The 22,552-nt window shown below is 68.4% G+C and carries 21 protein-coding genes, 1 tRNA gene and 1 other RNA gene; 11 read left to right on the plus strand and 12 right to left on the minus strand.

What is annotated here, in order from left to right:
- Positions 1-45: 45 nt before the first annotated feature.
- Positions 46-423, minus strand: coding sequence for a helix-turn-helix domain-containing protein (locus P0Y50_05435; GenBank protein WEK41048.1), 378 nt, complete (start codon positions 421-423; stop codon positions 46-48).
- A 186-nt stretch (positions 424-609) separates the two neighbouring features.
- Here P0Y50_05435 and P0Y50_05440 point away from each other — a divergent pair, with 186 nt between their 5' ends.
- The gene (locus P0Y50_05440; protein WEK41049.1) at positions 610-864 is read left to right on the plus strand and encodes a GlsB/YeaQ/YmgE family stress response membrane protein; all 255 of its coding nucleotides are present in this window, start codon (positions 610-612) and stop codon (positions 862-864) included.
- A gap of 145 nt (positions 865-1,009) precedes the next feature.
- Here P0Y50_05440 and P0Y50_05445 read toward each other — a convergent pair whose 3' ends face one another.
- Entirely contained in the window at positions 1,010-1,525 is a 516-nt protein-coding gene (locus tag P0Y50_05445; GenBank protein ID WEK41050.1) for a hypothetical protein, read from the minus strand.
- 156 nt (positions 1,526-1,681) lie between these two features.
- On the opposite strand from P0Y50_05445, the gene P0Y50_05450 reads away from it, so the two are divergent.
- Entirely contained in the window at positions 1,682-3,337 is a 1,656-nt protein-coding gene (locus tag P0Y50_05450; protein WEK41051.1) for a phosphatidylglycerol lysyltransferase domain-containing protein, read from the plus strand.
- Positions 3,338-3,594: 257 nt separating this feature from the next.
- Here the strand turns inward: P0Y50_05450 and ffs are convergent.
- Positions 3,595-3,688: signal recognition particle sRNA small type (ffs, locus tag P0Y50_05455), an RNA gene on the minus strand.
- A gap of 48 nt (positions 3,689-3,736) precedes the next feature.
- On the opposite strand from ffs, the gene nudC reads away from it, so the two are divergent.
- On the plus strand, positions 3,737-4,657 hold the full coding sequence (gene nudC / locus P0Y50_05460; GenBank protein WEK41052.1) for an NAD(+) diphosphatase: 921 nt from the start codon (positions 3,737-3,739) through the stop codon (positions 4,655-4,657).
- A gap of 422 nt (positions 4,658-5,079) precedes the next feature.
- Here the strand turns inward: nudC and P0Y50_05465 are convergent, their stop codons facing one another.
- Positions 5,080-5,817, minus strand: a complete 738-nt coding sequence (locus P0Y50_05465; protein WEK41053.1) for a 3-deoxy-manno-octulosonate cytidylyltransferase — start codon at positions 5,815-5,817, stop codon at positions 5,080-5,082.
- Between the two features lie 139 nt (positions 5,818-5,956).
- On the opposite strand from P0Y50_05465, the gene P0Y50_05470 reads away from it, so the two are divergent.
- Complete coding sequence (locus P0Y50_05470; GenBank protein ID WEK41054.1) at positions 5,957-6,676, plus strand: cytochrome c family protein; 720 nt, start codon at positions 5,957-5,959, stop codon at positions 6,674-6,676.
- Positions 6,677-6,756: 80 nt separating this feature from the next.
- Here P0Y50_05470 and P0Y50_05475 read toward each other — a convergent pair whose 3' ends face one another.
- The gene (locus tag P0Y50_05475) at positions 6,757-7,371 is read right to left on the minus strand and encodes a malonic semialdehyde reductase (protein WEK41055.1); all 615 of its coding nucleotides are present in this window, start codon (positions 7,369-7,371) and stop codon (positions 6,757-6,759) included.
- 158 nt (positions 7,372-7,529) lie between these two features.
- Here P0Y50_05475 and P0Y50_05480 point away from each other — a divergent pair, with 158 nt between their 5' ends.
- A complete protein-coding gene (locus P0Y50_05480) occupies positions 7,530-7,859 on the plus strand; it encodes a YbaB/EbfC family nucleoid-associated protein (protein WEK41056.1) in 330 nt (109 codons plus the stop codon).
- Entirely contained in the window at positions 7,859-8,461 is a 603-nt protein-coding gene (gene recR, locus P0Y50_05485; GenBank protein ID WEK41057.1) for a recombination mediator RecR, read from the plus strand. Before P0Y50_05480 ends, recR begins: the two co-directional genes overlap by 1 nt.
- Positions 8,462-8,467: 6 nt before the next feature.
- Here recR and P0Y50_05490 read toward each other — a convergent pair whose 3' ends face one another.
- Entirely contained in the window at positions 8,468-8,824 is a 357-nt protein-coding gene (locus P0Y50_05490; protein ID WEK41058.1) for a hypothetical protein, read from the minus strand.
- A gap of 141 nt (positions 8,825-8,965) precedes the next feature.
- Between P0Y50_05490 and P0Y50_05495 the strand changes: the two genes are divergently transcribed.
- From P0Y50_05495 to P0Y50_05510, 4 genes are all read left to right on the plus strand, one after another.
- Entirely contained in the window at positions 8,966-10,183 is a 1,218-nt protein-coding gene (locus tag P0Y50_05495) for a DNA recombination protein RmuC (protein WEK41059.1), read from the plus strand.
- Positions 10,184-10,276: 93 nt separating this feature from the next.
- Entirely contained in the window at positions 10,277-10,717 is a 441-nt protein-coding gene (locus P0Y50_05500) for a hypothetical protein (protein WEK41060.1), read from the plus strand.
- A 3-nt stretch (positions 10,718-10,720) separates the two neighbouring features.
- Positions 10,721-10,909 carry a helix-turn-helix transcriptional regulator gene (locus tag P0Y50_05505; protein WEK41061.1) on the plus strand — a complete coding sequence of 63 codons (189 nt, stop codon included), beginning with the start codon at positions 10,721-10,723 and terminating at the stop codon, positions 10,907-10,909.
- 58 nt (positions 10,910-10,967) lie between these two features.
- Positions 10,968-11,951, plus strand: coding sequence for a TraB/GumN family protein (locus tag P0Y50_05510; protein ID WEK41062.1), 984 nt, complete (start codon positions 10,968-10,970; stop codon positions 11,949-11,951).
- 31 nt (positions 11,952-11,982) lie between these two features.
- Here P0Y50_05510 and P0Y50_05515 read toward each other — a convergent pair.
- From P0Y50_05515 to P0Y50_05530, 4 genes are all read right to left on the minus strand, one after another.
- Positions 11,983-12,056 (minus strand) — tRNA-Gly (locus P0Y50_05515).
- A gap of 17 nt (positions 12,057-12,073) precedes the next feature.
- The gene (locus P0Y50_05520; protein ID WEK41063.1) at positions 12,074-13,078 is read right to left on the minus strand and encodes a bile acid:sodium symporter; all 1,005 of its coding nucleotides are present in this window, start codon (positions 13,076-13,078) and stop codon (positions 12,074-12,076) included.
- Positions 13,079-13,177: 99 nt separating this feature from the next.
- Positions 13,178-15,115 (minus strand): acetate--CoA ligase, encoded by a 1,938-nt coding sequence (gene acs, locus P0Y50_05525; protein WEK41064.1) that lies wholly within the window; start codon positions 15,113-15,115, stop codon positions 13,178-13,180.
- 22 nt (positions 15,116-15,137) lie between these two features.
- On the minus strand, positions 15,138-16,502 hold the full coding sequence (locus P0Y50_05530; protein WEK41065.1) for a DcaP family trimeric outer membrane transporter: 1,365 nt from the start codon (positions 16,500-16,502) through the stop codon (positions 15,138-15,140).
- A 178-nt stretch (positions 16,503-16,680) separates the two neighbouring features.
- Here P0Y50_05530 and P0Y50_05535 point away from each other — a divergent pair, with 178 nt between their 5' ends.
- On the plus strand, positions 16,681-17,292 hold the full coding sequence (locus tag P0Y50_05535; GenBank protein ID WEK41066.1) for a response regulator transcription factor: 612 nt from the start codon (positions 16,681-16,683) through the stop codon (positions 17,290-17,292).
- Here P0Y50_05535 and P0Y50_05540 read toward each other — a convergent pair whose 3' ends face one another.
- Together P0Y50_05540 and P0Y50_05545 are read right to left on the minus strand one after the other, a co-directional pair.
- The gene (locus tag P0Y50_05540) at positions 17,293-20,661 is read right to left on the minus strand and encodes a PAS domain-containing hybrid sensor histidine kinase/response regulator (GenBank protein ID WEK41067.1); all 3,369 of its coding nucleotides are present in this window, start codon (positions 20,659-20,661) and stop codon (positions 17,293-17,295) included.
- Between the two features lie 91 nt (positions 20,662-20,752).
- Complete coding sequence (locus P0Y50_05545) at positions 20,753-22,426, minus strand: MFS transporter (protein ID WEK41068.1); 1,674 nt, start codon at positions 22,424-22,426, stop codon at positions 20,753-20,755.
- Between the last annotated feature and the right edge of the window lie 126 nt (positions 22,427-22,552).

Raw genomic sequence — 22,552 nt, forward strand, 5'->3', positions numbered from 1 at the left:
CTCCCTTAACCCGCTTTCGTCGGTTTGGGCGCCCCGGATGCGACCTCAGGGCGGGGGACTGTCGGAATGCAGGGACTTGGCCAGGTCCAGCAGGCGGCGCCGGGGCCGTTCGTCCAACTGATAATAGGCCTGGATCAGGTCCAGGGTCTCCTTGCGCGAGAAGACCTCGCCGCCCTTGATCGGCGCGGCGTCCTTGTTCAGGGCCTCGGCCAGGCCGTCGTAGAAATAGGCGACCGGGGTCTCCAGCGCCTCGGCCAGCTGCCACAGGCGCGCGGCCGAGATGCGGTTGGCGCCGCATTCGTATTTCTGGATTTGCTGGAAACGGATTCCGACCTGAACGGCCAGCTGCTGCTGCGTCAGGCCCAAAAGACGTCGGCGCCGACGCAGGCGGCGGCCCAGATGCAGGTCGATATCGTCGGCCATGACATAATCCTCGTCGCGACGTCTGTCCCGAAGCGGGACGACAGGCATCGATGGCGGCAATGGCCGTGCCGAAAAGACGGGCGGCGGTTTCACGCTATTGCGGCGCTCAAGCGGCGAACCACGCAACCGTATGGCCCGAGCCGCATTTACTGCAACAGCTTGGCTTTTACAGGAAGGAACCACAGCATGGGTTTGGGAATCATCGGTTGGCTCGTCATCGGCATCGTCGCCGGCTGGCTGGCTGAAAAAGTCATGGGCCGCAATCACGGCCTGCTCACCAATCTGATCGTCGGCGTCATCGGCGCTCTGCTCGGCGGCTTCATCTCCAACAATGTCTTCGGCGCGCCGGTCGGCGGCTTCAACTTCGTGACGCTGATCGTGGCGTTCCTGGGCGCCTGCCTGCTGCTGTTCCTGTTGGGACTGGTCAAGCGTCGCGCTTGATCGCAGCAGCGTCCAACTGAAGAGGGCGGCTCGAAAGAGCCGCCCTTTTTGCTGCGTCCGGGCAGCGGCGCGGCGCGGTTTCAGGCCAGAAAAAGGGGCGGTCGGGATGACCCGACCGCCCTCTTCCTGTTCGTCTATCGGCCGATCAGTTGGGTTCTGTCGGAGCCGGGGCCGGGTCGGCGGCGTCCGGGGCCGTCGTCGGCGGCGTCGCCGACGGATCGGTCGGCTCGGCCATCGGATCCGCAGCCGGCGCTGTCGGAGCGGCGGCGGGATCGGCAGACGGGGCCGGTGCTGCGGCCGGGGCGGCCGCCGCGCCGGCGATGGCGGCGGCGGCGTCGAACTCGGCCTTGGTGTAGGCCACGGCCACCCCGCCGTTTTCCTGGCGGATGCCGCTCAGCGGCACGGCGCGAAGTTGACCGTCGGCGCCGCGCACGGTCAGTTCCTGCTTGCCTTCGGCGTTGTTCTGCACGCCTTCCAGCTTGCCGAGTTCGCCGTCAGGACCGCTGACGGTCATGCCGGGGTTCAGCGAAAGGGATTGTTGCGAAGCGGCGGCCGCAGCGGGCGCCTGGGTCGGTGCGGTTGCGGGCGTTTCTTGCGCCAGGGCGGGCGCGGCGAACATGAAGGCGGCGGCGCTGGCCAGAAGAGCGGTCTTGATGGTCATGGGAAGCTGTCCCCTGTTACGCGGGCCCGACGCCCGCACCGAAATATACTCCCCAGGTTACGGATTGTTTCGTCCGCCTCGAAATGACCTCGCGAGCGCCCCGGTTGGACGATTCTTGGTCTATGGTCGGGCGCTCGCGAATCGAAGGCCTGCCGCTTGTCCCACCGCCCCGCGCACACCTCTGGCCTGATACGCCGCCTTCTGGGCCTGGCCTATGAGCTGACGCCGTTGGTTTTCGCAGTCCTGGCCTTTGGCGCAGGGGCCCTGATGCTGGTTTCGGCGGTGACGCCCGAGTTCGACGACCGGCTGCGCAAGCTGACCGGGGTGGTGTCCCCGATTTTGGTCGACCTGTCGCACTTCGTCGGCAGCATCGCGGGATTTCTGCTGCTGTTGCTGTCGGCGGGCCTGTGGCGACGTCGGCGGGGCGCCTATTGGGCGGCGCTGGCGGTGCTGGGGATCGGGGCGGTGTTCTCGGTATTGAAGGGGCTGGACTGGCAGCAGGCGGCCGATCTTCTGATCGTGGCGGCGCTGCTGGCGCCCTGCCGCACCGCCTTCAACCGTCGTTCGCGTCTCAGCGAGCCGTTGCGGCCCAGCTGGCTGCTGCTTCTGACGGCGGTGGTGGCGGCCATGCTCTGGCTGGGCTTCTTCGCCTATCGCGACGTGGACTATAATGACGAGCTGTGGTGGCGTTTCCTCAGCGATCGCCAGGCCTCGGGCTTCCTGCGCGCGGGCCTGGTGCTGGCGATCCTGACGCTGGTGGTGGCGGGCCGGTCGCTGCTCAGTTCGCCGGGGTCCCACAGCCATGGTCCGGCCAAGCCCGCCGACATCGAACGCGCCCGCGCGGCGCTGGCGACGGCCGATTCGGCCACGCCCGAGGCCTGGTTGGCCATGCTGGGCGACAAGGCCCTGATGTTCAGCCCGTCGGGGGCCAGCTTCCTGGCCTATCGCGTGCGGGGGCGGCGGTGGATCGCCATGGGCGAACCGGCCGGTCTGAAGTCCGAACGGCGCGAACTGCTGTGGTCCTTCACCGAGACGGCCGACAGTTACGGCGGGTCGGCGGTCTTCTATTCCGTCAGTGAAGATGTGCTGGGCGATCTGGCGACCATGGGACTGGCCGTGCGCAAGGTCGGCGAGACGGCGGTGATCGACACCGCCGCCTTCTCGCTGGAGGGCAAGCCCAAGCAGAATCTGCGCACGGCCGTCAATCGGGCGGAACGCGAGGGGGCCGTCTTTGAAATCTTGCCCCCCGGATCGGCCGGCCCCCTGGCGGGCGAGTTGAAGGCGGTGTCCGACGCCTGGCTGGCCATGCACGAGGGGGCGGAAAAGGCCTTTTCCCTGGGCCGGTTCGACGTCGACTATCTGGACCTGACGCCTCTGGCGGTGGTGCGCCAAGGCGGACGCATTGTCGCCTTCGCCAATCTGCTGACCGCGCCGGACGAGGCGGCGGTCGATCTGATGCGCCATCACCCGGAGGCGCCGAACGGGGTGATGGACTATCTGTTCATCCGCTGCGCCCAGTGGGCCAAGGATCAGGGACTGGCCAGTTTCGACCTGGGCATGGCGCCGCTGGCGGGACTGGAGGATCGCCGGATCGCGCCGGTGTTCGCCCGCGTCGGCGCCCTGGTGTTCGACGAGGGCGGGGCGCTCTACGGTTTCCAGGGCCTGCGCAGCTACAAGGCCAAGTTCGCGCCCGACTGGCGGTCGCGCTTCATCGCCGCGCCCGTCTCCACCCCCCTGCCGCTGGCCCTGCTGGACGTGGCCCTGCTGACCAGCGGCGGTTGGCTGGGGATGCTGGGCCTGAAGAAGAGCTAGGCCGGGTCGACATTCACCTGATCCAGATTATGGAAGCGGCGATATGGACGAAGGCGAGGTCGTGTCGCGCCAGGCTGTCGAACCGCGTGGCGAAGCGCCGGAAGGTGCTGCGCGTGCTCAATCCGCTCGCCACTGCGCGTCGCGGGCGTTGGCTAACAACGCACTCAAGCAGCAAGCCGCGCTCAAGCGGCAAGCGTTAGCGCAAACGCGCGCTTAAGCAGCGAGCCGCCGCGCGGCGAGCGTTAGCGCAAAAAAAGAGAAGTAGAGACCGCGACCCGAAGGGGAATTCGTTGTGGCTGCTGCCTTCCGGCCCTGACCAGATTGGCGAAGCCTTCGCCCGCGATCTCCGATTGGGGATATGACGGGTGCGACGGCGGGAATCAAGAGCTACAAGGACGCATGGCTCATCAGAACATCTTCGCCGGCAATCCGCTCGACCGGGCCGGTGATCTCAGGAACGACCCCGACTGGCTGGCCGAACAGGCGGACAAGCCCTACGCCCAGGCCCTGGTGATGTGGGAGGGTCGGCCGCTGATCGAGGAGACGGATCAGGGGGCGCGTCTGGCCTGGCTGTCGATGAAACATGCGCGGACACTGGTGCGCGACCGCGAGGCGTTTCTGGGTCTGTGGAAGGACGAGCCGGTCTTCGCCATCGAGTTCGAAGGCTCTATCGACCCGGTGGACGGGCCGGTCGGGGGGCTGGGCGTGTTTCACGACATGCGCGCGGCGGCGGCCCTGTTGCCGGCGTCGGACGCGGCCATGGCGGGCGGGGCCAAGAGCCTGTTCGACTGGCGGCGCAGGCACGGGTTCTGCGCCAACTGCGGCGCCCTGTGCGAGACGGCCTCGGGCGGCTGGAAGCGGCGCTGCCCGGCCTGCGGGACCGAGCATTTCCCCCGCGTCGATCCCGTCACCATCATGCTGCCGATCTACAAGGGCGGGGCCGAGCCGGTCTGCCTTCTGGGACGTCAGGCGGCCTGGGCGCCGGGGCGGATGTCGGCCCTGGCCGGGTTCCTGGAGCCGGGCGAATCCATCGAGGAGGCCTGCGCCCGCGAGGTGAAGGAGGAGGCGGGCCTGACGGTCATCGACACGACCTATCATTCCAGCCAGCCCTGGCCGTTTCCCTCCCAGCTGATGATCGGCCTGTTGGCCGAGGTGTCCGACGATCAGGCGGCCCCAGACCAGACCGAGCTGGAATCGGTCGCCTGGCTGACCCGCGCCGAGGCCCGGGCGGTGCTGGATGGCGACCATCCGACCATCAGCGCCCCCCCGGTCTTCGCCATCGCCCACAGCCTGATCCGGGCCTGGGTGGAGGAGGCGTGAACGGACTTCTCCCTTCCCGGGGCGGGGAGGGGGGTCGCGCAGCGACCGGGTGGGGACGGCTGTTTTGATCAAGGCGACGTCCGTGAAGCGTTTTCGGCCGCCCCCGCCCGACCTCGCTGCGCTCGGCCACCCTCCCCCGCAGGGGGAGGGAGAAAAGATCGGCTTCCATCCTATTTCAAAGACGGAATGCGACTGATTTCAGTGGCTTGCGGCTCGGCATCGACCGTCTGCCCTACAGGGGTCCGACCTGGGCTATGATCCCCGCCAGGTCTTTGACATCGTTGCGTGGCGGGGGCGCGGCCGAGACGGAAAGTCGGAAACTGCACCCGTGCAATTTCGCCGAAAAGTTTCTCGAACGAAATCAGCGCTCTCTGCGCTAATTGCACCCTATTGCACCGTTTTCCGAGGGTGCAATTATCGACCTAGGCCAGCGCCCGCGCCGCCTCCAGGTCGGACGGATTGTCGACCGACAGCGGGGCTTCGTCGATCACGGCGGCCCAGATCTGCATCCCCATCTCCAGCGCCCGCAGCTGTTCCAGCTTTTCGCGTTTCTCCAGCGGCGACTGCGGCGCGGCGCAGAAGCGGTTCAGGGCCTCGCGGCGGTAGCCATAAACGCCGATATGCCGCCACACGGGCGCATCGCCGTACAGGGTCGAGCGGGTGAAATAGAGGGCGCGGCCCTGGCGCTCGCTTTGGCCCCTCTCATCTTGACCCAGGGCCAAAACGGCCTTGACCACGTCGGGATTGGCGCGGTCCGAGGCGTCGGCCTCGGCGGCGACCAGGGTGGCGATGTCGCAAGTCGGCTCGCCATGCAGAATGGCCGCGCAGGCCGTGGCCAGGCCGGGACTGGCGAAGGGCATGTCGCCCTGGACATTGATCACGGCGTCGAAATCGCCTTCGGGATCGATGGCGTCGACGGCGGCGCGGATGCGGTCGGACCCGCTGGGCAGGTCCGGGTCGGTCAGGATGGCGCGCCCGCCCTCGGCCTCGATCGCCTCGACGATCTCGGCATCGCCGGCCGCGACCACGACCGGCAGGCCCGAAGCCTCGGCCTGGCGATAGGCGCGCACGATCATCGGCACGCCGCCGATCAGGGCCAGCGGTTTGTTCGGCAGACGGGTCGCCGCCATGCGAGCGGGTATCATTATCAAAGGATTCATCGACTTCCCTGACGCCTTACGTGCCGGGCGGCCGCCCGGCCGGTTGCGAAGGCCGCGCTAGCGTGCCAGACACGCCAAGGCAAGACTATGACCGGGCGGTTCAACGGCCTGGAAGCGGCAGAGGGGAGCGACGGGGCGCATGAGCGGCGATCTGAAGTGGAACAAGATTTTCGGCGCGGCCCTGGGGACGGCGTTCGTCATCCTGGTGGTGCAGCAGGCCTCGGGCCTGGTCTATCATTCCGCGCCACCGGAAAAGATGGGCTATTTCGTCGATGCGCCGGACGAGGCGGCGGGGGCTGAAGCGCCGGAATTGGCGCCGGACTGGGGCACGGTCCTGCCGACCGCCGATCTGGCCGCCGGCGAGGCCGCCTTCGCGCGCTGCCAGGCCTGTCACGACGCGCACCAGGGCGGCGCCGACAAGATCGGTCCGAACTTGTGGGGCGTGGTCGGCGGTCCGGTCGAGCACCGGGCGGGCTTCGCCTATTCCGACGCCATGACCAAGCACAAGGCCGAGACCTCGACCTGGGGTTATGACCAGATCAACAGCTTCATCACCGCCCCGGCCAAATATGTGCCGGGCACCAAGATGTCCTTCGCCGGCATCCGGGATACGCAGACGCGCATCAATCTGATCGCCTGGCTGCGGACGCAAGGGTCCGGCGGTTTCGCAATTCCCGCCCCCGATCCCTCGCGTCAGCCGGGCGCTGCGGCCCCCGCCCCCGGCGCCGCCCCCGTGGCCGAAGGCGCCGCGGCGACCGAGGCGACCGCCAAGACCCCCGCCGAGGGCGCGCCGGCCGCGACCCAGGCTGCCGCGGCCGCCCCGCCCGCGGCGACCAGCCCCGCGCCGGCCAACCACTGATCGCCACGGCGACGTCAGGACGACAAAAAGGGCGGCCCCGACGGGCCGCCCTTCTTCATTTCCGGCGATGAACCGCTCGCTCAGAGGATCTGCGCCGCTTGGTCGAACGACAGGCGCGGCGAGCGCGGGAACAGGTTCTCGTCCGAGCCATAGCCCAGGTTGAGGATATAGTTCGGCTCGACATTGCCGTCGGGGAAGAACGCGGCCTTCACCCCCGCCGCGTCGAAGCCCGACATCGGCCCGACGTCCAGACCCAGGGCGCGGGCGGCGATGGTCAGATAGCCGCCCTGCAGCGAGGCGTTGCGGAAGGCGGTCTCGCGACGGCCAGCCTCGTCCGAGAACCAGGCGCTGGCCCCCGGCGCGTGCGGGAACAGGGCGTCCAGATGGTCGTGGAAGTCCATGTCGTGCCCCAGGATCAGCGTCACCGGCGCCTGTTGGGTCTTGTCGCGATTGCCCTCGCTCATCAGCGGGATCAGGCGCGCCTTGGCCTCGGGCGAGGTGACGAAGACGAAACGGGCGGGCGAACCATTGACCGCCGTCGGGCCGAACTTGGTCAGCTCATAGAGCCGATGCAACAGTTCCGGAGCGACGGGCCGGTCGGTCCAGCCGTTGCGCGTGCGCGCCTCGGTGAACAGCTGCGACAGGGCGGCGTCCGACAGGGGGGCGTCGCGTTGGGTAGGGGCGTCATAGGCCATGAAACTGACTTTCGGATCGGAATAGCAACGTAGTCGGGTGCTAATTAGGCCCTTTCGCCGACGCCGCAAGAGCCAATGCGGCGCCTCAGCGTTTCCGATTCTGCGACCCGCCGCCGAAACCCCTGTCGCATGGGCCGTCTTCGCCCTATCTAGGGACCATGAAAGATCTGACTCAACTGATGCAGCAGGCTCAGGCGATGCAGCAAAAGCTGCAGGACGCCCAGGCCAGGATGGCCGAGACCACGGCCGACGGCTCCTCGGGCGGGGGCCTGGTGTCCGTGTCCCTCAGGGGCCCGGGCGAGATCACGGCCATCAAGATCGACGACAGCCTGCTGACGCCGGGCGAAGGCGACATCCTGGCCGATCTGATCGTCGCCGCCCATGCGGACGCCAAGCGCAAGCTGGACGAACAGAACAACGCCCTGATGCGCGAGGCCGCAGGTCCGATGGCCGGGATGAACATTCCCGGAATGCCGAAACTGTTCTGATGGCCGCCTCCGCAGGACCGGAGATCGAACGGCTCATCTCGCTTCTCGCCAAACTGCCGGGCCTGGGTCCGCGCTCGGCCCGGCGCGCGGCATTGGCCCTGTTGAAGCGGCGCGAGCAGTTGCTGGTCCCGCTGGCGGCGTCCCTGGCCGAAACGGCGGAAAAGGTCGTGTCCTGCTCGGTCTGCGGCGCGCCGGACACCCGCGATCCCTGCGCCATCTGTTCGGACGGCGCGCGCGACAACGGCCTGATCTGCGTGGTCGAGGAGGCGGGCGCCCTGTGGGCGATGGAGCGGTCCGGCGCCTTTCGCGGCAAGTATCACGTGCTGGGCGGCCTGTTGTCCGCGCTGGACGGCGTGGGGCCTGAGCATCTGCGCATCACCGAATTGGTCGGGCGGGTAAGGGGCGGCGGCGTGCGCGAGGTCGTGCTGGCCCTGCCGGCCACTGTCGACGGCCAGACCACAGCCCACTATGTGGCCGAGCGCATCGCCGGGCCGCAGGTGGAGGTCACGTCCCTGGCGCGCGGCGTGCCGGTCGGGGGCGAACTGGACTGGCTGGACGACGGCACCATCGTCCAGGCGTTGAAGGCGCGCCGCCCGACCTGATCAGGCTCAGTTCGAGGGCTGGGTCGGGGCGTTGACGTTCGGCGCCTCGCCGGTCTGAACCGGCTGTGCGCGGCCCGTGGCGTCGGTCGGGGCGTCGGCGGCGGGCGGCGTCCGGCTGTCGCCGTCGAAGGCGCGCGCGTCGGCGGCCTGTTCGCCGGTCGTCGGGTTCTGCGATTCGAAGGCGCCGTTCGACACGAACCAGAAGCCCAGCAGCAGAACCGCCGCCGCCAGGGTGGACACCACCAGCAGCACCAGGATGCGCGGGCTCTTCCTGCCGGCGCGGACATATTCGGCATCGACCGGCCGACCGTCGTGCACGGCGTCGGCGGCCTTGTCGTGGCGGGCGGGTTCTTGCGGGTTCATCCTGGTCCTCCTCCGATTTCAATCAAACCAACGTGACGCGAACGGCTGCGTTCCTGAACGCGACGTCCGGCCGCTCGCGGCCCGTACGCGACGCGGGGCGGAACGCTTCTCATCTCCAGCGACTCCCGCTAGGAACGGAGCATGAACATGATCGTCGTCATTCTCGCTCTGGTCGCCGCCGCCCTCGCAGGCGGCTTTCTGTGGGCCTTCATGGGCTGGCAGAGGACGCGCGGCGAACTGGCGACGGCCCTGGCGCGCATCGACCTGATCGAGGAAAGCCGGGTCACGATGAATGACTATCTGAAGGCCCAGGCCGCCCAGTCGGCCCAGGTCGTCGCCGACCAGATGGTCAGTCGCGCCACCGAGACCTTCCGCGCCCAGGACCTGCTGGCGCGCGAGCGTATGGCCGCCCAGCTGAAGCCCGTCTCCGACACCCTGACCCGTTTTCAGGAGCATGTCGCCGCGCTGGAGAAGGCCCGGTCGGAAGAGACGGGGGGCCTGCGCGAACAGCTGGCGGCCCTGATGGCGGCGTCCTCGGCCACGCGCGACGAGGCGCGCAAACTGACCGAGGCCCTGCGCGGCAACACCGGCCGGCGCGGCCGCTGGGGCGAGCAGACCTGCCGTAATGTGCTGGAGGCCGCCGGCATGGCGGGGCGGTTCGACTTCACCGAACAGACCTCCAGCGCCGACGACGACGGGCGTCAGACCCGGCCCGACTTCATCGTGCGTCTGCCCGGCGGCGGCATGTTCGTCATCGACGCCAAGGTGCCCCTGGCCTTCGAGGACGACGACGGCGACGAGGAGGCGCGCGCCCGTTCGGTGGGCCTGCGCACCGCCGCCAGCCTGAAGACCCATGTGCGCCAGCTGTCGTCCAAGGCCTATCAGGACCAGTTCAAGCCCAGCCCGGACTTCGTCGTCCTGTTCGTGCCGGGCGACAGCTTCCTGGCCGTGGCGCTGGACCATGCGCCGGATCTCCTGTCCGACGCGATGGAATCGCGTGTCGTCATCGCCACCCCCTCCACCCTATTCGCCCTGTGCAAGGCTGTGGCCTATGGCTGGCGGGCCGAGGAGCAGGCCGCCAACGCCGACAAGGTCGCCGCCCTGGGGCGCGAGCTTTACAAGCGCCTGTCCGTCATGGGCGGTCACGCCTCGGCCGTCGGCCGCGCACTGGATCAGGCCGTGGGCAAATACAATCAGTTCGTCGGTTCGCTGGAGAGCCAGGTCATGGTCTCGGCCAAACGGTTCGAGGATCTGCAGGTCGATCACGAGGGCAAGACCCTGCCTGACCTGGCGCCGGTCGAAACCGCCCCGCGCGTCCTCAGCCGTCCCGAACTGATCGCCGCCCAACCCGGCGACTGACGCCTTTTACGGTCTTGGAAAGCATGTTTGACATCGTGAAGGGCTGATGTAAAAGACGCTTGTCTAAACATTCAGCGCGCGGCGAGGCCATTCATGAAATCCGTCAAACCCATGAGCGCTGGCGGCATTCTGGGTCTGATGCTGATCATCGGCGTGTTGGGCATGATCGGCGGCTTCGGCGCAGGCTTCCTGTCGGAACGCCCCGGCGTCGGCGGGCTGGTGGGCTCCGCGGTCTTCCTGGTCGTCGTGATGGCGGCCGCATTGGCCCTGTCGATCTGGTGGTGGCGCAATCTCGACGAGGCGGCGCGTGAAGCGCACAAATGGGCGTGGTATTGGGGCGGCAGCGCCGGGATGATGCTGGGCCTCGCCGTCGTCTTCACCCTGGCGATCCGCCATGTCGACCTCGGCGGCATCCTGTCGGCGGACACGAAACCGATCGACCTCGTCGTCGGCGGCATGATGAGCATCCTGCTGTTCCAGGTGGTGGGCTACGCCCTCGCCTGGGGCTGGTGGTGGGCGCGGATGCGGGGCTGAGCCATGAATAACCGTCTCAAGGTCCTGCGCGCCGAGCGTGACTGGAGCCAGGCGCAGTTGGCCGAACAGCTGGGCGTGTCGCGCCAGACCGTGAATGCGCTGGAGACCGGTCGCTATGACCCGTCCCTGCCGCTGGCCTTCAAGATCGCCCGCGTCTTCGGCCAGCCCATCGAATCCATCTTTTCCGAATAGTCCGGCCCGGCGGGCGCGCCATGCCGATCGCCTCCTTTCGTTCAATCAAGGACCAGACATGACCCTCGTTCGCCTGCTCAAGACCTCGGTCTTCACCGTCGCTCGCAGCGTCGTCGGCGTCGCTGGCGGTCTGGCCGTGCTGGCCGCCGTCGCGGTCGCCCCGGCCGACGCCCTGGCGCAGGCCCAGCCGGCCGCTGCCGCCCCCGCCCCCGTCGCAGCCCCGGCGCCGATCCAGGGCCAGGGACCGGCGCTGTGGGTCGTCAAGGACGCGGATTCCACCCTGTATCTGTTCGGTTCGGTGCATGTGCTGCGCCCGACGACGGGCTGGGCCAGCCCGCGCGTCCAGGCCGCCTTCGACAGCGCCTCGGACATCTGGTTCGAGATCAGCAACCCCGACGATCAGGCGGCGCTGATGCCCCTGATCCAGCAGCGCGGCCTGTCGCTCGACACGCCATTGTCCAGCCGTCTGACGCCCGAGGAGAACGTCAGGCTGGACGAGGCGGCCAAGGCGATGGGCGCGTCCGCCGCCCAGCTTCAGCCGATGCGGCCGTGGCTGGCGGCGCTCAGCCTGTCGGTCGCGCCCCTGGTCAAGGCCGGTTACGATCCCAAGTCCGGCGTCGAACTGGTGCTGAAGGCGCGGGCCGAGGCGGCCGGCAAGCCGATCCACGGCTTCGAGACCCTCGACAAACAGATCGGCATCCTGGCCGACCTGCCCGACGACGTGCAGATGGCCTTCCTGCGCGAGACGCTGAAGGACTACGAGAACGCCACGATCAAGCTGGACGAGATGGTCTCGGCCTGGGCCAGGGGCGACGTGGACGCCATCGACCGTGTCATGGTCGAGGAGATGAAGGACGCCTCGCCCGCCCTCTATCAGGCGCTGCTGGTGAACCGGAACACCGACTGGGCCGACCAGATCCAGACCCTGCTCCAGGGCTCGGGCACGGCCTTCATCGCCGTGGGCGCCGGACATCTGGCGGGCGACGACAGCGTCCAGGCCATCCTGGCCAGGCGCGGCGTCACGGTTGAGGCGGTGGACTGAGGCGAAGGACCGGGCGCCGCATCGCGACGGCTGGAGCGGGCAGCGGGAATCGAACCCGCACGAAAAGCTTGGGAAGCTTTCAGGCTACCACTACATCATGCCCGCGATGGCCTGAGGGCGGTCTATCGCAACCCGGCCGCCGGCTCAAGCGATGCGCGCGCCGCATTCTCTCGGGCGTAGCGCTGGGCGATGACGGTGCAGGCGAACAGCTGGATCTGGTGGAACAGCATGATCGGCAGGACGATCAGCGCGACCTCGTGACCGGCGAACAGGATGCCGGCCAAGGGAATGCCGGTGACGATGCTCTTCTTTGATCCGCAGAACAGGATGACGATCCGATCCGGCCGGTCGAAGCGCAGCAGGCGCCCCAGCGACAGGGTCACCGTCAGGGCGACGGTCAGCAGCGCGACGTTCAGGGCCAGGACCTTGACTAGATCCGCCAGCGAGACCTGGGACCAGACGCCCGCGACCATGCCCTCGCTGAAGGCCGCGTAGACGATCAGCAGGATCGAGCCGCGGTCGACCATGCTGGTCAGTTTGGCGTGGCGGTCCAGCCAGGCTTTCAGCAACGGCCGGCACAACTGGCCCACGGCGAAGGGCGCCAGGATCTGAAGTGCGATGTCGATGATGGACTGCAGGCGCACGCCGCCGCCTTCGCCCCCGATCAGCCAGGCGACCAGAAGCGGCGTCGCGATGACGCCCAGCATCTGCGACAGGCTGGCGCTGGTCAGGGCGCCGGGCACATTGCCCCCGGCGATCGAGGTGAAGGCGATCGACGACTGCACCGTGGACGGCAGCAGACACAGGAACAGCATGCCCGTCAGCAGGTCGGCCTGCAGCCAGCCGCGCATGGCGGACACCAGGATCAGCCCCAGGATGGGGAAGATGACGAAGGTGCTGGCCAGCACCGTCCCCTGCAGGCGCCAATGCAGGACGCCGGCCTTGATCGCCGCCGGCGACATCCGCGCGCCATACAGGAAGAACAGCAGGGCGATGGCGACCTTGACCACGCGGTCCAGCCCCTCGGCGGCCTGTCCCCTGGCCGGCAGCAAGGCCGCCAGCACGACCATGCCGATCAGGGCCAGCAGATAGCGGTCGATCGGCAGGCGGGACAGGAAACGGGGCATGGAACAGGCTCGGTCGGCGTCAGGGGCAAGGGCGCAAGCGCCCTTGCCCCTGATAGGCCGCTATGCCCCCCTGTTGAAACCCCGTGTTGAAACCCCGTGTCACGCCCCGGCGCGGTTCTTGACCAGATCGTCCACCACCGAGGGATCGGCCAGGGTCGAGGTGTCGCCCAGGGCGCCGATCTCGTTCTCGGCGATTTTACGCAGGATGCGACGCATGATCTTGCCGGATCGGGTCTTGGGCAGGCCCGGCGCCCACTGGATGACGTCGGGCGCGGCGATGGGGCCGATCTCCTGGCGGACATGGGCGACCAGGGCCTTCCTCAGTTCCTCGGTCGGCTCGACGCCTCGGTTCAGGGTGACATAGGCGTAGATGCCCTGACCCTTGATGTCATGGGGGAAGCCGACCACGGCCGCCTCGGCGACGATGTCGTGCAGCACCAGGGCGCTCTCGATCTCGGCGGTGCCCATGCGGTGGCCCGACACATTGATGACGTCGTCCACCCGGCCGGTGATCCAATAGTATCCGTCCTCGTCCCGGCGGCAGCCGTCGCCGGTGAAGTAACGGCCCGGATAGGTCGAGAAATAGGTGTCGAAGAAGCGCTGGTCGTCGCCATAGACGGTGCGCATCTGGCCGGGCCAGCTGTCGGTGATGCACAGATTGCCCGACACGGCGCCGTCAAGCGGCTGACCGTCGGCGTCCACGATCTCAAGCTCGACGCCCGGCAGGGGCAGGGTGGCCGATCCGGGCTTCAGGTCCGTGGCGCCGGGCAGGGGGGTGATCAGATGGCCGCCGGTCTCGGTCTGCCACCAGGTGTCCACGATGGGGCAGCGGCCGTCGCCGACCACCTCGTGATACCAGCGCCAGGCCTCGGGGTTGATCGGCTCGCCCACCGTGCCCAACAGGCGCAGCGAGGCGCGCGAGGCGGCCTTCACCGGTCCGTCGCCCTCGCGCATCAGGGCGCGAAGCGCCGTGGGAGCGGTGTAGAAGATCTCGACCTTGTGCTTGTCCACCACCTGCCAGAACCGGCCGGCGTCGGGATAGTTGGGCACGCCCTCGAACATCAGGGTCGTCGCCGCGTTCGCCAGCGGCCCATAGACCATGTAGGAGTGACCCGTGACCCAGCCCACGTCGGCGGTGCACCAGAAGACCTCTCCGGGGCGGTAGTCGAAGACGATCTCGTGCGTCCATGCGGCCCAGAACAGGTATCCGCCCGTGGTGTGCAGCACCCCCTTGGGCTTTCCGGTCGAGCCGGAGGTGTAGAGGATGAACAGCGGGTCCTCGGCGTTCATCGGCTCGGGCGGACAGTCGGCGTCGGCCTTGGCCGCCTCCAGCCCATAGTCGAAGTCGCGCCCTTCGGTCATCGGCACGTCGCGGTCGGTGCGGCGCACCACCAGGACCGTATCGACCTTCACCTTCTTCAGGGCCTCGTCGACATTGGCCTTCAGCGGAACGTGCTTGCCGCCGCGCAGTCCCTCGTCGGCGGTGATGACCAGGTTGGAGCCGCAGTCCTCGATCCGGCCGCACAGGCTGTCTGGAGAAAATCCGCCGAACACCACCGAATGGACCGCGCCGATCCGCGCGCAGGCCAGCATGGCGTAGGCGGCCTCGGGGATCATCGGCAGATACAGGGTGATGCGGTCGCCCTTCTTGGCCCCGTGCGCCTTCAGCACATTGGCCATGCGACACACCTCGGCGTGCAACTCGCCATAGGTGATGCGGCGGCTGTCGGCGGGATCGTCGCCTTCCCAGATGATGGCCGTCTCGTCCTTGCGGTGCGGCAGGTGGCGGTCGATGCACTCGGCCGAGACGTTCAGCACCCCGTCCTCGAACCAGCGGATGCGGAAATCCTCCTTCCTGAAGGAGACATCCTTGATCCTGGTCGGGGGGGTGATCCAGTCCAGTCGTTTGGCCTGTTCGGCCCAGAAGGCGTCGGGGGTCTCGCGGGCGGCGACCCGCGCGGCCTCATAGGCCTGCCGGTTCATATGGGCCTTGGCGGCCCAGTCCGCGGGGACGGGATAGAGGTCTTGATCAGGCACGCGCGGCGTCTCCGGCAGGGAATCAGAATCCGTATTTGGCGAACAGGATCAGACGGGTCATGTCGCCGCTGGCGCCGGTCTCGATCTCGCGATCCGCGAACATCAGCTCGGCGCCCACATCAAACGCCGTAACCGGCGACCAGATCAAGTTGGCGTGGATGCTCTGAGCCGACCGGTTGGCGGCCAGGCCGGTGAAGGCGATGTCGTTGTCCACCTTCTGGCCCGACCAGATCAGGCTGGAGCGCCAGCCCGGCGCCCAGACGTGCCGATAGGCGGCGAAGCCGGCGACCACGCCGATCGCGTCCAGATCGCCCGAGGCGTTCAGCACCGCGTCGTTGGAGAAGTTCAGCCCCACATAGCGGCCGATGCCTTCGCCCCCGGTCACCATCAGGCGCAGGTCGTCCTTGGACCCGACCTTGATCTTGGTCGAGGCCGACAGGCCCCAGCCGGTCGTGGTGGAATCGATGCTGGTCGCCGGATTCTGATACTTCAGCTGGCGCAGCAGGCCCGCGAACTGGAAATCGCCCCAGGGCCGGGACACCGCATAGCGGGCGGTGAAGTCCGGCAGGCTGTTGTCGTCGGCGACGATGCGCGCCCCGCCGCCGAACGGGGTCACGGTGGTCTCGGGGTTCTCGACCGAGACCGACAAGGGGCCGCGCGTATAGCGGACCTGAACCTGGCGGGCGAAGACCGTGCCTTCGGCCGCACCGACGAAGTCGGCGGATTCGGGCAGGACGGCGGTGTTCTGGAAGTTGGTCCATTCCTGGCCGATCAGCCAGTTGTCGATGGTGATGAATGCGCGGCGTAGGGCCGGATTGGCCGGGCTGGTCGTGCGCTGATCGCCGGCGCCGGGCAGGGTCTGGAAGTCCATCTCCATGCGCGTGCCGATCTTGTGGCCGCCCACCATCCCGTCGGTGGTCAGCCAGAAGCGGGTCTGGCGGGCGTTGAAGTCGGTGGCCGTATCCTCCTTCGATCCGCCGATGGGGATGGAGCCGGGGATGTGGAATTCGCGCAGGGCGTCGCCATTGACCGGATCCCCGCCGGAGTAGCGGCTGGCGTAGGCGTCGACCTTGACGAAGCCGCCGAACTTGACGGTGTGATCGCCGATGCGGAAACCTTCACTCAGCGTGGGAAGGGCGGCCTGCTGAGCCGGGCCCTGATTGGCGGGGGCCGCGGCGGGGCGGGTTTCCAGCCGGATGATGTCCTGGGCCTGGGCGGCCTGCTGGGTTCGCGCGGCGACGACCTCGCCCTTCAGGGCGTTCAGTTCGGCTTCCAGCTGGGCGATGCGCGCCTCCAGCGCGGCCTGGCTGGACTGGGCCGAGGCGATGCCCGGCGCGGACAACAGGGCGACGACGGCGGCGCCCGCGAAAAGGGTGGTCCTGGTCATGCTGAGCTCCTCCGCGCCCGTCTCCGCAGGCGTCCTTGATCGAAGCATTCCGCCTATGTCGTCGCCAGACCATTGGCCATTGGTCTAGTTTCGACCAAAGTCGAACGGCGCCATGATGGCGACGACGCGGCCGATCAGACGCCGCGCATGGGAACGACGTCCCAAGGGGAAGGACGCTATGGATCGCATCGTCGTCGCCGACGACCACCCCCTGTTTCGCGCCGCCTTGCGCTCGGCCGTCGACAAGGCGGCGCCGGGCGCCGAGGTGATCGAATGCGCCAGCCTGGCCGAGGCCCGGGCGGCGCTGCAGGCGGGTCCGGTGGACCTGTTGCTGCTGGACCTGAAACTGTCGGACAGCGAAGGGATGGCGGGGCTGGCGGCGTTGCGGGCCGAACATCCGGCCGCGCCCGTGGGGGTGGTCTCGGCCAGCGAGGATGCGCCGGTGGTGCGAAACGCCCTGGGTCTGGGCGCCGCCGGCTTCATTCCCAAGTCCACAGCCTTGCCGCAGATGGTCGAAGCCATCGCCGCCATTCTGGCCGGCGACGGCTGGGCCCCGGACGTGCCCGAGGCCGAGGACGACGATCTGGCCGAACGGGTGGCCAGCCTGACGCCCTCGCAACTGCGCATTCTCGAGGGGCTGAAAGCCGGGCGGCTGAACAAACAGATCGCCTTCGACCTGGGCGTGTCTGAGGCCACCATCAAGGCGCACCTGACCAGCGTCTTCCGCAAGCTGGGCGTCCAGAACCGCACCCAGGCGGTCATCTTGGCCAAGCAGATGGACCCTGGCTGATCAGCTGGACAGAAAGGCTTTCAGCGCCGCCGGCTTGATCGGCTTGGGCAGCAGAACGGCGCCGGCCGCCGCAGCCTGTTCGTTCAGCCCTTCGCGCGTGTCGGCGGTGACCAGGGCGATGCGGCGCACCCCGTGGGGCCGCAGCCAGTCGATGACGGCGAAGCCTTCCGGCCCGTCGCCCAGATGAAGATCGACCACGGCGGCGTCGAAAGGCCCTTTCGACGCCATGGCCGCCTCGACGCTGGAAACCAGCGTCGGCCGCGCGCCCCAGCGGGTCAGAAGGGCGTTCAGCGCCTCCAGGATCACCGGTTCGTTGTCCACGCACAGGACCCTCAGCCCCGCCAGCGGCAGTCGAACATCGTGCGACGGCGCGACCTCGGCGATCACGTCGGGCGCGCAGCGGCGCAGGTCGATGCGGAAGGTCGCCCCGGCCCCCAGGTCTGAGGTCAGCGACAGCGGATGGTCCAGCAGGCTGGACAGGCGTTTGACGATGGCCAGCCCCAGGCCCGCGCCCGGTTCGTCCACCGCCGCGCCCGGCAGGCGCACGAACTCGTTGAACACCGTCTCCTGCTGCGCCTGGGGAATGCCGCGCCCGGTGTCGCAGACCAGCAGCCGCACCGTCTCGCCGCAGCGTCGAACCCCGACCAGGACCCGGCCCCGGTCGGTGTAGCGGATCGCGTTGGCGACCAGGTTCTGCAGCATGGAGCGCAGCAGGTCGCGGTCCGACGTCACCCACAGCCGCGTCGGCGTCAGCGTCAGGCGCAGACCTTTGGCCTCGGCGACGGGTGCGAACTCGCGCCGCAGATCGTCGAACAGGCCCCCCAGCGACACCCGCGTCACATTGGTCCGCACGCCCCCGGCCTCCAGCTTGGACAGGTTCAGCAGGGCGGTCAGCAGGCGGTGGGCGCTGTCGATGGCGCGATCGGCGTTGACGGCCAGGGCGCGGCTGGACGTCTCCTGAAGCGCAGGCTCCTCCTTCAGGGCGGCGATGAACAGGCGCGCGGCGTGCAGCGGCTGCAGCAGGTCGTGGCTGGCGGCGGCCAGGAACCGGGTCTTTGAGGCGGTGGCGTCCTCGGCGATCTGGCGGGCCTCGTCCAGTCGGGCTGTGCGGTCGGCCACCCGCGCCTCCAACCGTTCGTTGGCCTCTTCCAGCTGGCGCGCCGCGCGTCTCAGGGCGGTGATGTCGGTGTAGCTGGTGGCGTAGCCTCCGCCGGGAATGGGCGCGCCCGATGACCGCAGCACCCGTCCGTCCGGCTGCTGACGTTCGTGGTCGTGGGGGATGCGGCGGCTCAGGGCCTCCAGCCGCCGTTCGACCCAGACCTCTATGTCGTTCGGGCTCTCGCCCCGCTCGGCGTTCAGCCGATAGATGTTGGCGATCGGCAGGCCGACGTGGACGAAACCGACGGGCAGGTCGAACATGGCCACATAGCGCCGGTTCCAGGCGGTGACGCGCAGATCCTCGTCCACCACGATCACGCCCTGGTCGATGTTGTCCAGCGTGGTCTGCAGCAGGTCGCGGTTGAACTGGACGGCCTGGGACGCCTCGTCCAGCATCCGCACCACGTCCTCGGGCGCCCGGCCCACCCCGGCCAGGGCGGCGGCGATGACCCGGCGGGCCGAGGCCGCACCGATGGCGCCCGCCAGCATCCGCTCGGCCGCGCGGGCCAGGGCGGCGTCGGCCGGGTCGGCGTCGCGCAGCCTGGTGTCCGTCTCTCGCCCCCAGGCGGAAAAGGCGCGCTCGGCCCGTTCGTCGCCGATGAAGCGGGCGACCAGGGCGCGCAGGTCGCCGACCGACGCCCCCGCCGGCGAGGGCCTTGTCTCCATCCAGTCCGGCCCCAGCCGATCCACGAAGGCGCGGGCCTGGACCCGGTCGATCAACCGCGGCCGAGCAAGGCGCGACACCCCGACATAGGCCGCCAGGTTCAGGCCCAGGCTGACGAAGACGCCCAGGGCCAGCGGATCCCTGATCCCCAGCATGACATAGATCTGCCAGGGCGCGCCGGGGGCCAGTTGCGGCAGGGCCAGCATGACGATCCACACGCCCATGCCCGCCCCCATGCCCGCCAGCGCCCCCTGGGCATGGCCGCCGCGCCACAGCACCGCCCCGAACAGGGCCGGCGCCAACTGGGCCAGGGCGGCGAAGGACACCAGCCCCATGGCCGCCAGCCCGTGCGACTGATCCGTCGCCTGGTAATAGAGCCAGGCCAGCAGCAGGACCGCCACGATCGCCCCGCGCCGGACCTGCAGGATGGTCCCCGCCATGTCCGAGGCGTCGCCCCGCACCCGCCAGCGATCGCGCGCCAGGAAGGGCAGGATCAGGCTGTTGGACACCATGGCCGACAGGGCCACGGCCTCGACGATCACCATGGCCGTTGCGGCCGAGAAACCGCCGACGAAGACGATGGCGGTCAGCAGGGTCTCGCCGCGCTGGAACGGCAGGCCCAGCACCAGAAGATCGGGGTTCACCGTGGGCGCGAACAGCGCGCCCGCCGCCACCAGCGGCAGAACCGCAAGGCTGGTCAGCATCAGATAGAGCGGAAAGATCCAGCGCGCCCGCCTGACATCGGACGGCTGTGCGCCCTCGACGAAGGCGACGTGAAACTGACGTGGCAGGCAGAAGATCGCCAGGGTCGACAACAGGGTGATGGCGGTGAAGCGCGGCGTGACGTCAGGCGGCGCGGCCAGCGCCCCCAGTCCCTCCATGATGCGGGGCGGCGATCCCTGGTTCAGCAGCAGGACCAGGGCGAAGACGGCGACGAACAGAAGGGCGCCCAGCTTGACCATCGATTCCAGACCGATGGCCTGGATCAGGCCGCGATTGTGTTCGGTCAGATCGGGCCGGCGCGCGCCGAACAGGATGGCGAAAAAAGCCAGCACCCCGGCCAGGACCAGCACCGTCAGACGCTCTGATCCCGCGACCGGCGTGCCCGCCGTCAACAGGGCGCCGGCCATCGACAGCGACTTCAGCTGCAGCGCGATATAGGGCAGGGACCCCAGGATGGCGACGACGGTGACGGCCGCGCCCAGGGTCTGGCTCTTGCCGTAGCGGGAGGCCACGAAGTCGGCCATGGAGCCGACGTTCTCGCGCCGGGCGGCCGCCGCGATGCGCCGCCACAGCGGGAACAGCAGGGTCAGGCCGATCACCGGCCCGATGTAGATGGGCAGATATTCCCACCCGTCGCGCGCCGCCGTGCCGACCGCGCCATAATAGGTCCAGGAGGTGCAGTAGATGGCCAGCGACAGGGCATAGACCGACGGCCCCAGCCCCTTGCCGCGCGCACTGGCCGCCGGCCGTTCCTGATGCCAGGCGACGGCGAACAGCACCGCCATATAGGCGGCGACCAGGCCGAGGATGGTCAGGCTGAACATGGGGGCATCTGAACCGGGCGGGGGGTGTTTCACAAGCGAAAGGCGGGCCGTCTTTCGACGACCCGCCTCACCGTTGCGCCTGAAAGCAGGATCAGGCGTTCAGATCGACGTCCTTGCCTTCCTTGACCAGCAGGAAGCCCAGCACGACCGTCGCCAGCGCCACGACGATCGGATACCACAGGCCGTAGTAGATGTTGCCGGTGGCGGCCACCATGGCGAAGGCGGTGGTCGGCAGGAAGCCGCCGAACCAGCCGTTGCCGATGTGATAGGGCAGGGACATGGAGGTGTAGCGGATCTTGGTCGGGAACATCTCGACCAGGGCCGCCGCGATCGGCCCGTAGACCATGGTCACATAGAAGCCGAGGATGAACAGGATCAGCACCACCATCGGCTTGTTGACCAGGGCGCTGTCGGCCTTGGCCGGATAGCCGGCGGCGGTCAGGGCCTCGCCCAGGCCCTTGTCCCAGGTCTTCTTGCGGGCGGCGAAGTCGGCCGGGGCCATGGCGTCGCCGCGGAAGCTGTCGACCACCGCGCGGTCGCCGATGCGGACCTGGGCCACCGTGCCGGCCGGGGCCGCGACATTGGTGTAGGTCACGCCCGCCTTGGCCAGATAGGATTTGGCCACGTCGCAGGAGTGGTTGAACACCGTCTTGCCGACCGGATCGAACTGCAGGTGGCAGTCGGCGGGATCGGCGTAGATCACAACCGGCGCCGAGGCGGCGGCCTGGGCCAGGCGCGGATTGGCGGCCTGGGTGAGGGCGTTGAACAGCGGCATATAGGTCAGGGCCGCGATCAGGCACCCGGCCAGGATGATCGGCTTTCTGCCCACCTTGTCCGACAGCCAGCCCCAGAAGATGAAGAAGGGCGAGGCCGCCAGAAGCGCGATGGCCAGCAGCACATAGACCAGGGTCGCATCGACCCGCAGCACCCGCTCCAGGAAGAACAGGGCGTAGAACTGGCCGGTGTACCAGATGACGGCCTGACCGGCGGTCAGACCCACCAGGGCGATTAGCACCAGCTTGAGGTTGGGCCATTTGCCGAAGCTGTCCTTCAGCGGGGTCTTGGAGCCCTTGCCTTCGGCCTTCATCTTCTTGAACGACGGGCTTTCGGCCAGCTTCAGGCGGATCCACAGGGACACGCCCAGCAGCAGGATCGAGACCAGGAAGGGAATGCGCCAGCCCCATTCGGCGAAGGCTTCCTCGCCGACGGCGAAACGCACGCCCAGGATGACGGCCAGGCTCAGGATCAGGCCGGCGGTGGCGGTGATCTGGATGAAGGAGGTGTAGAAGCCGCGTTTGCCCTTGGGCGCATGTTCGGCGACATAGGTGGCGGCGCCGCCGTATTCGCCGCCCAGGGCCAGGCCCTGGATCAGGCGCATCAGCACCAGGATGATCGGCGCCGCGATGCCGATGACCGCATAGGGCGGCAGAAGACCGACGACGAAGGTCGACAGGCCCATCAGCAGCATGGTCACCAGGAAGGTGTTCTTGCGTCCCCACAGGTCGCCCAGACGTCCGAAGACGATGGCGCCGAAGGGCCGCACCGCGAACCCGGCGGCGAAGGCCATCAGGGCGAAGATATAGCCGGTCGTCTCGTTGACGCCCGAGAAGAACTGGACGGTGATGATCGCCGCCAGCGAGCCGTAAAGATAGAAGTCGTACCACTCGATGACGGTGCCGACCGACGAGGCCAGGATCACAAGCCGATCGCTGCGATCGACCGTGTGCTCCCCGTCCCCGGACGCAATGGGTGCGTCGGTTGCCATGATCCATTTCCTCCCAAGTCGCCGTTATCGGCCGTTCTGCACATCCTTCAGGATGCGTGGACGCCGACATTGACCCAGAGCGGGACGGCTGGAGAGAGCGACTTTGGTCGAGGATCGTCGGTCGCC

The organism is Candidatus Brevundimonas colombiensis, from assembly GCA_029202665.1.
Classification (GTDB): domain Bacteria; phylum Pseudomonadota; class Alphaproteobacteria; order Caulobacterales; family Caulobacteraceae; genus Brevundimonas; species Brevundimonas colombiensis.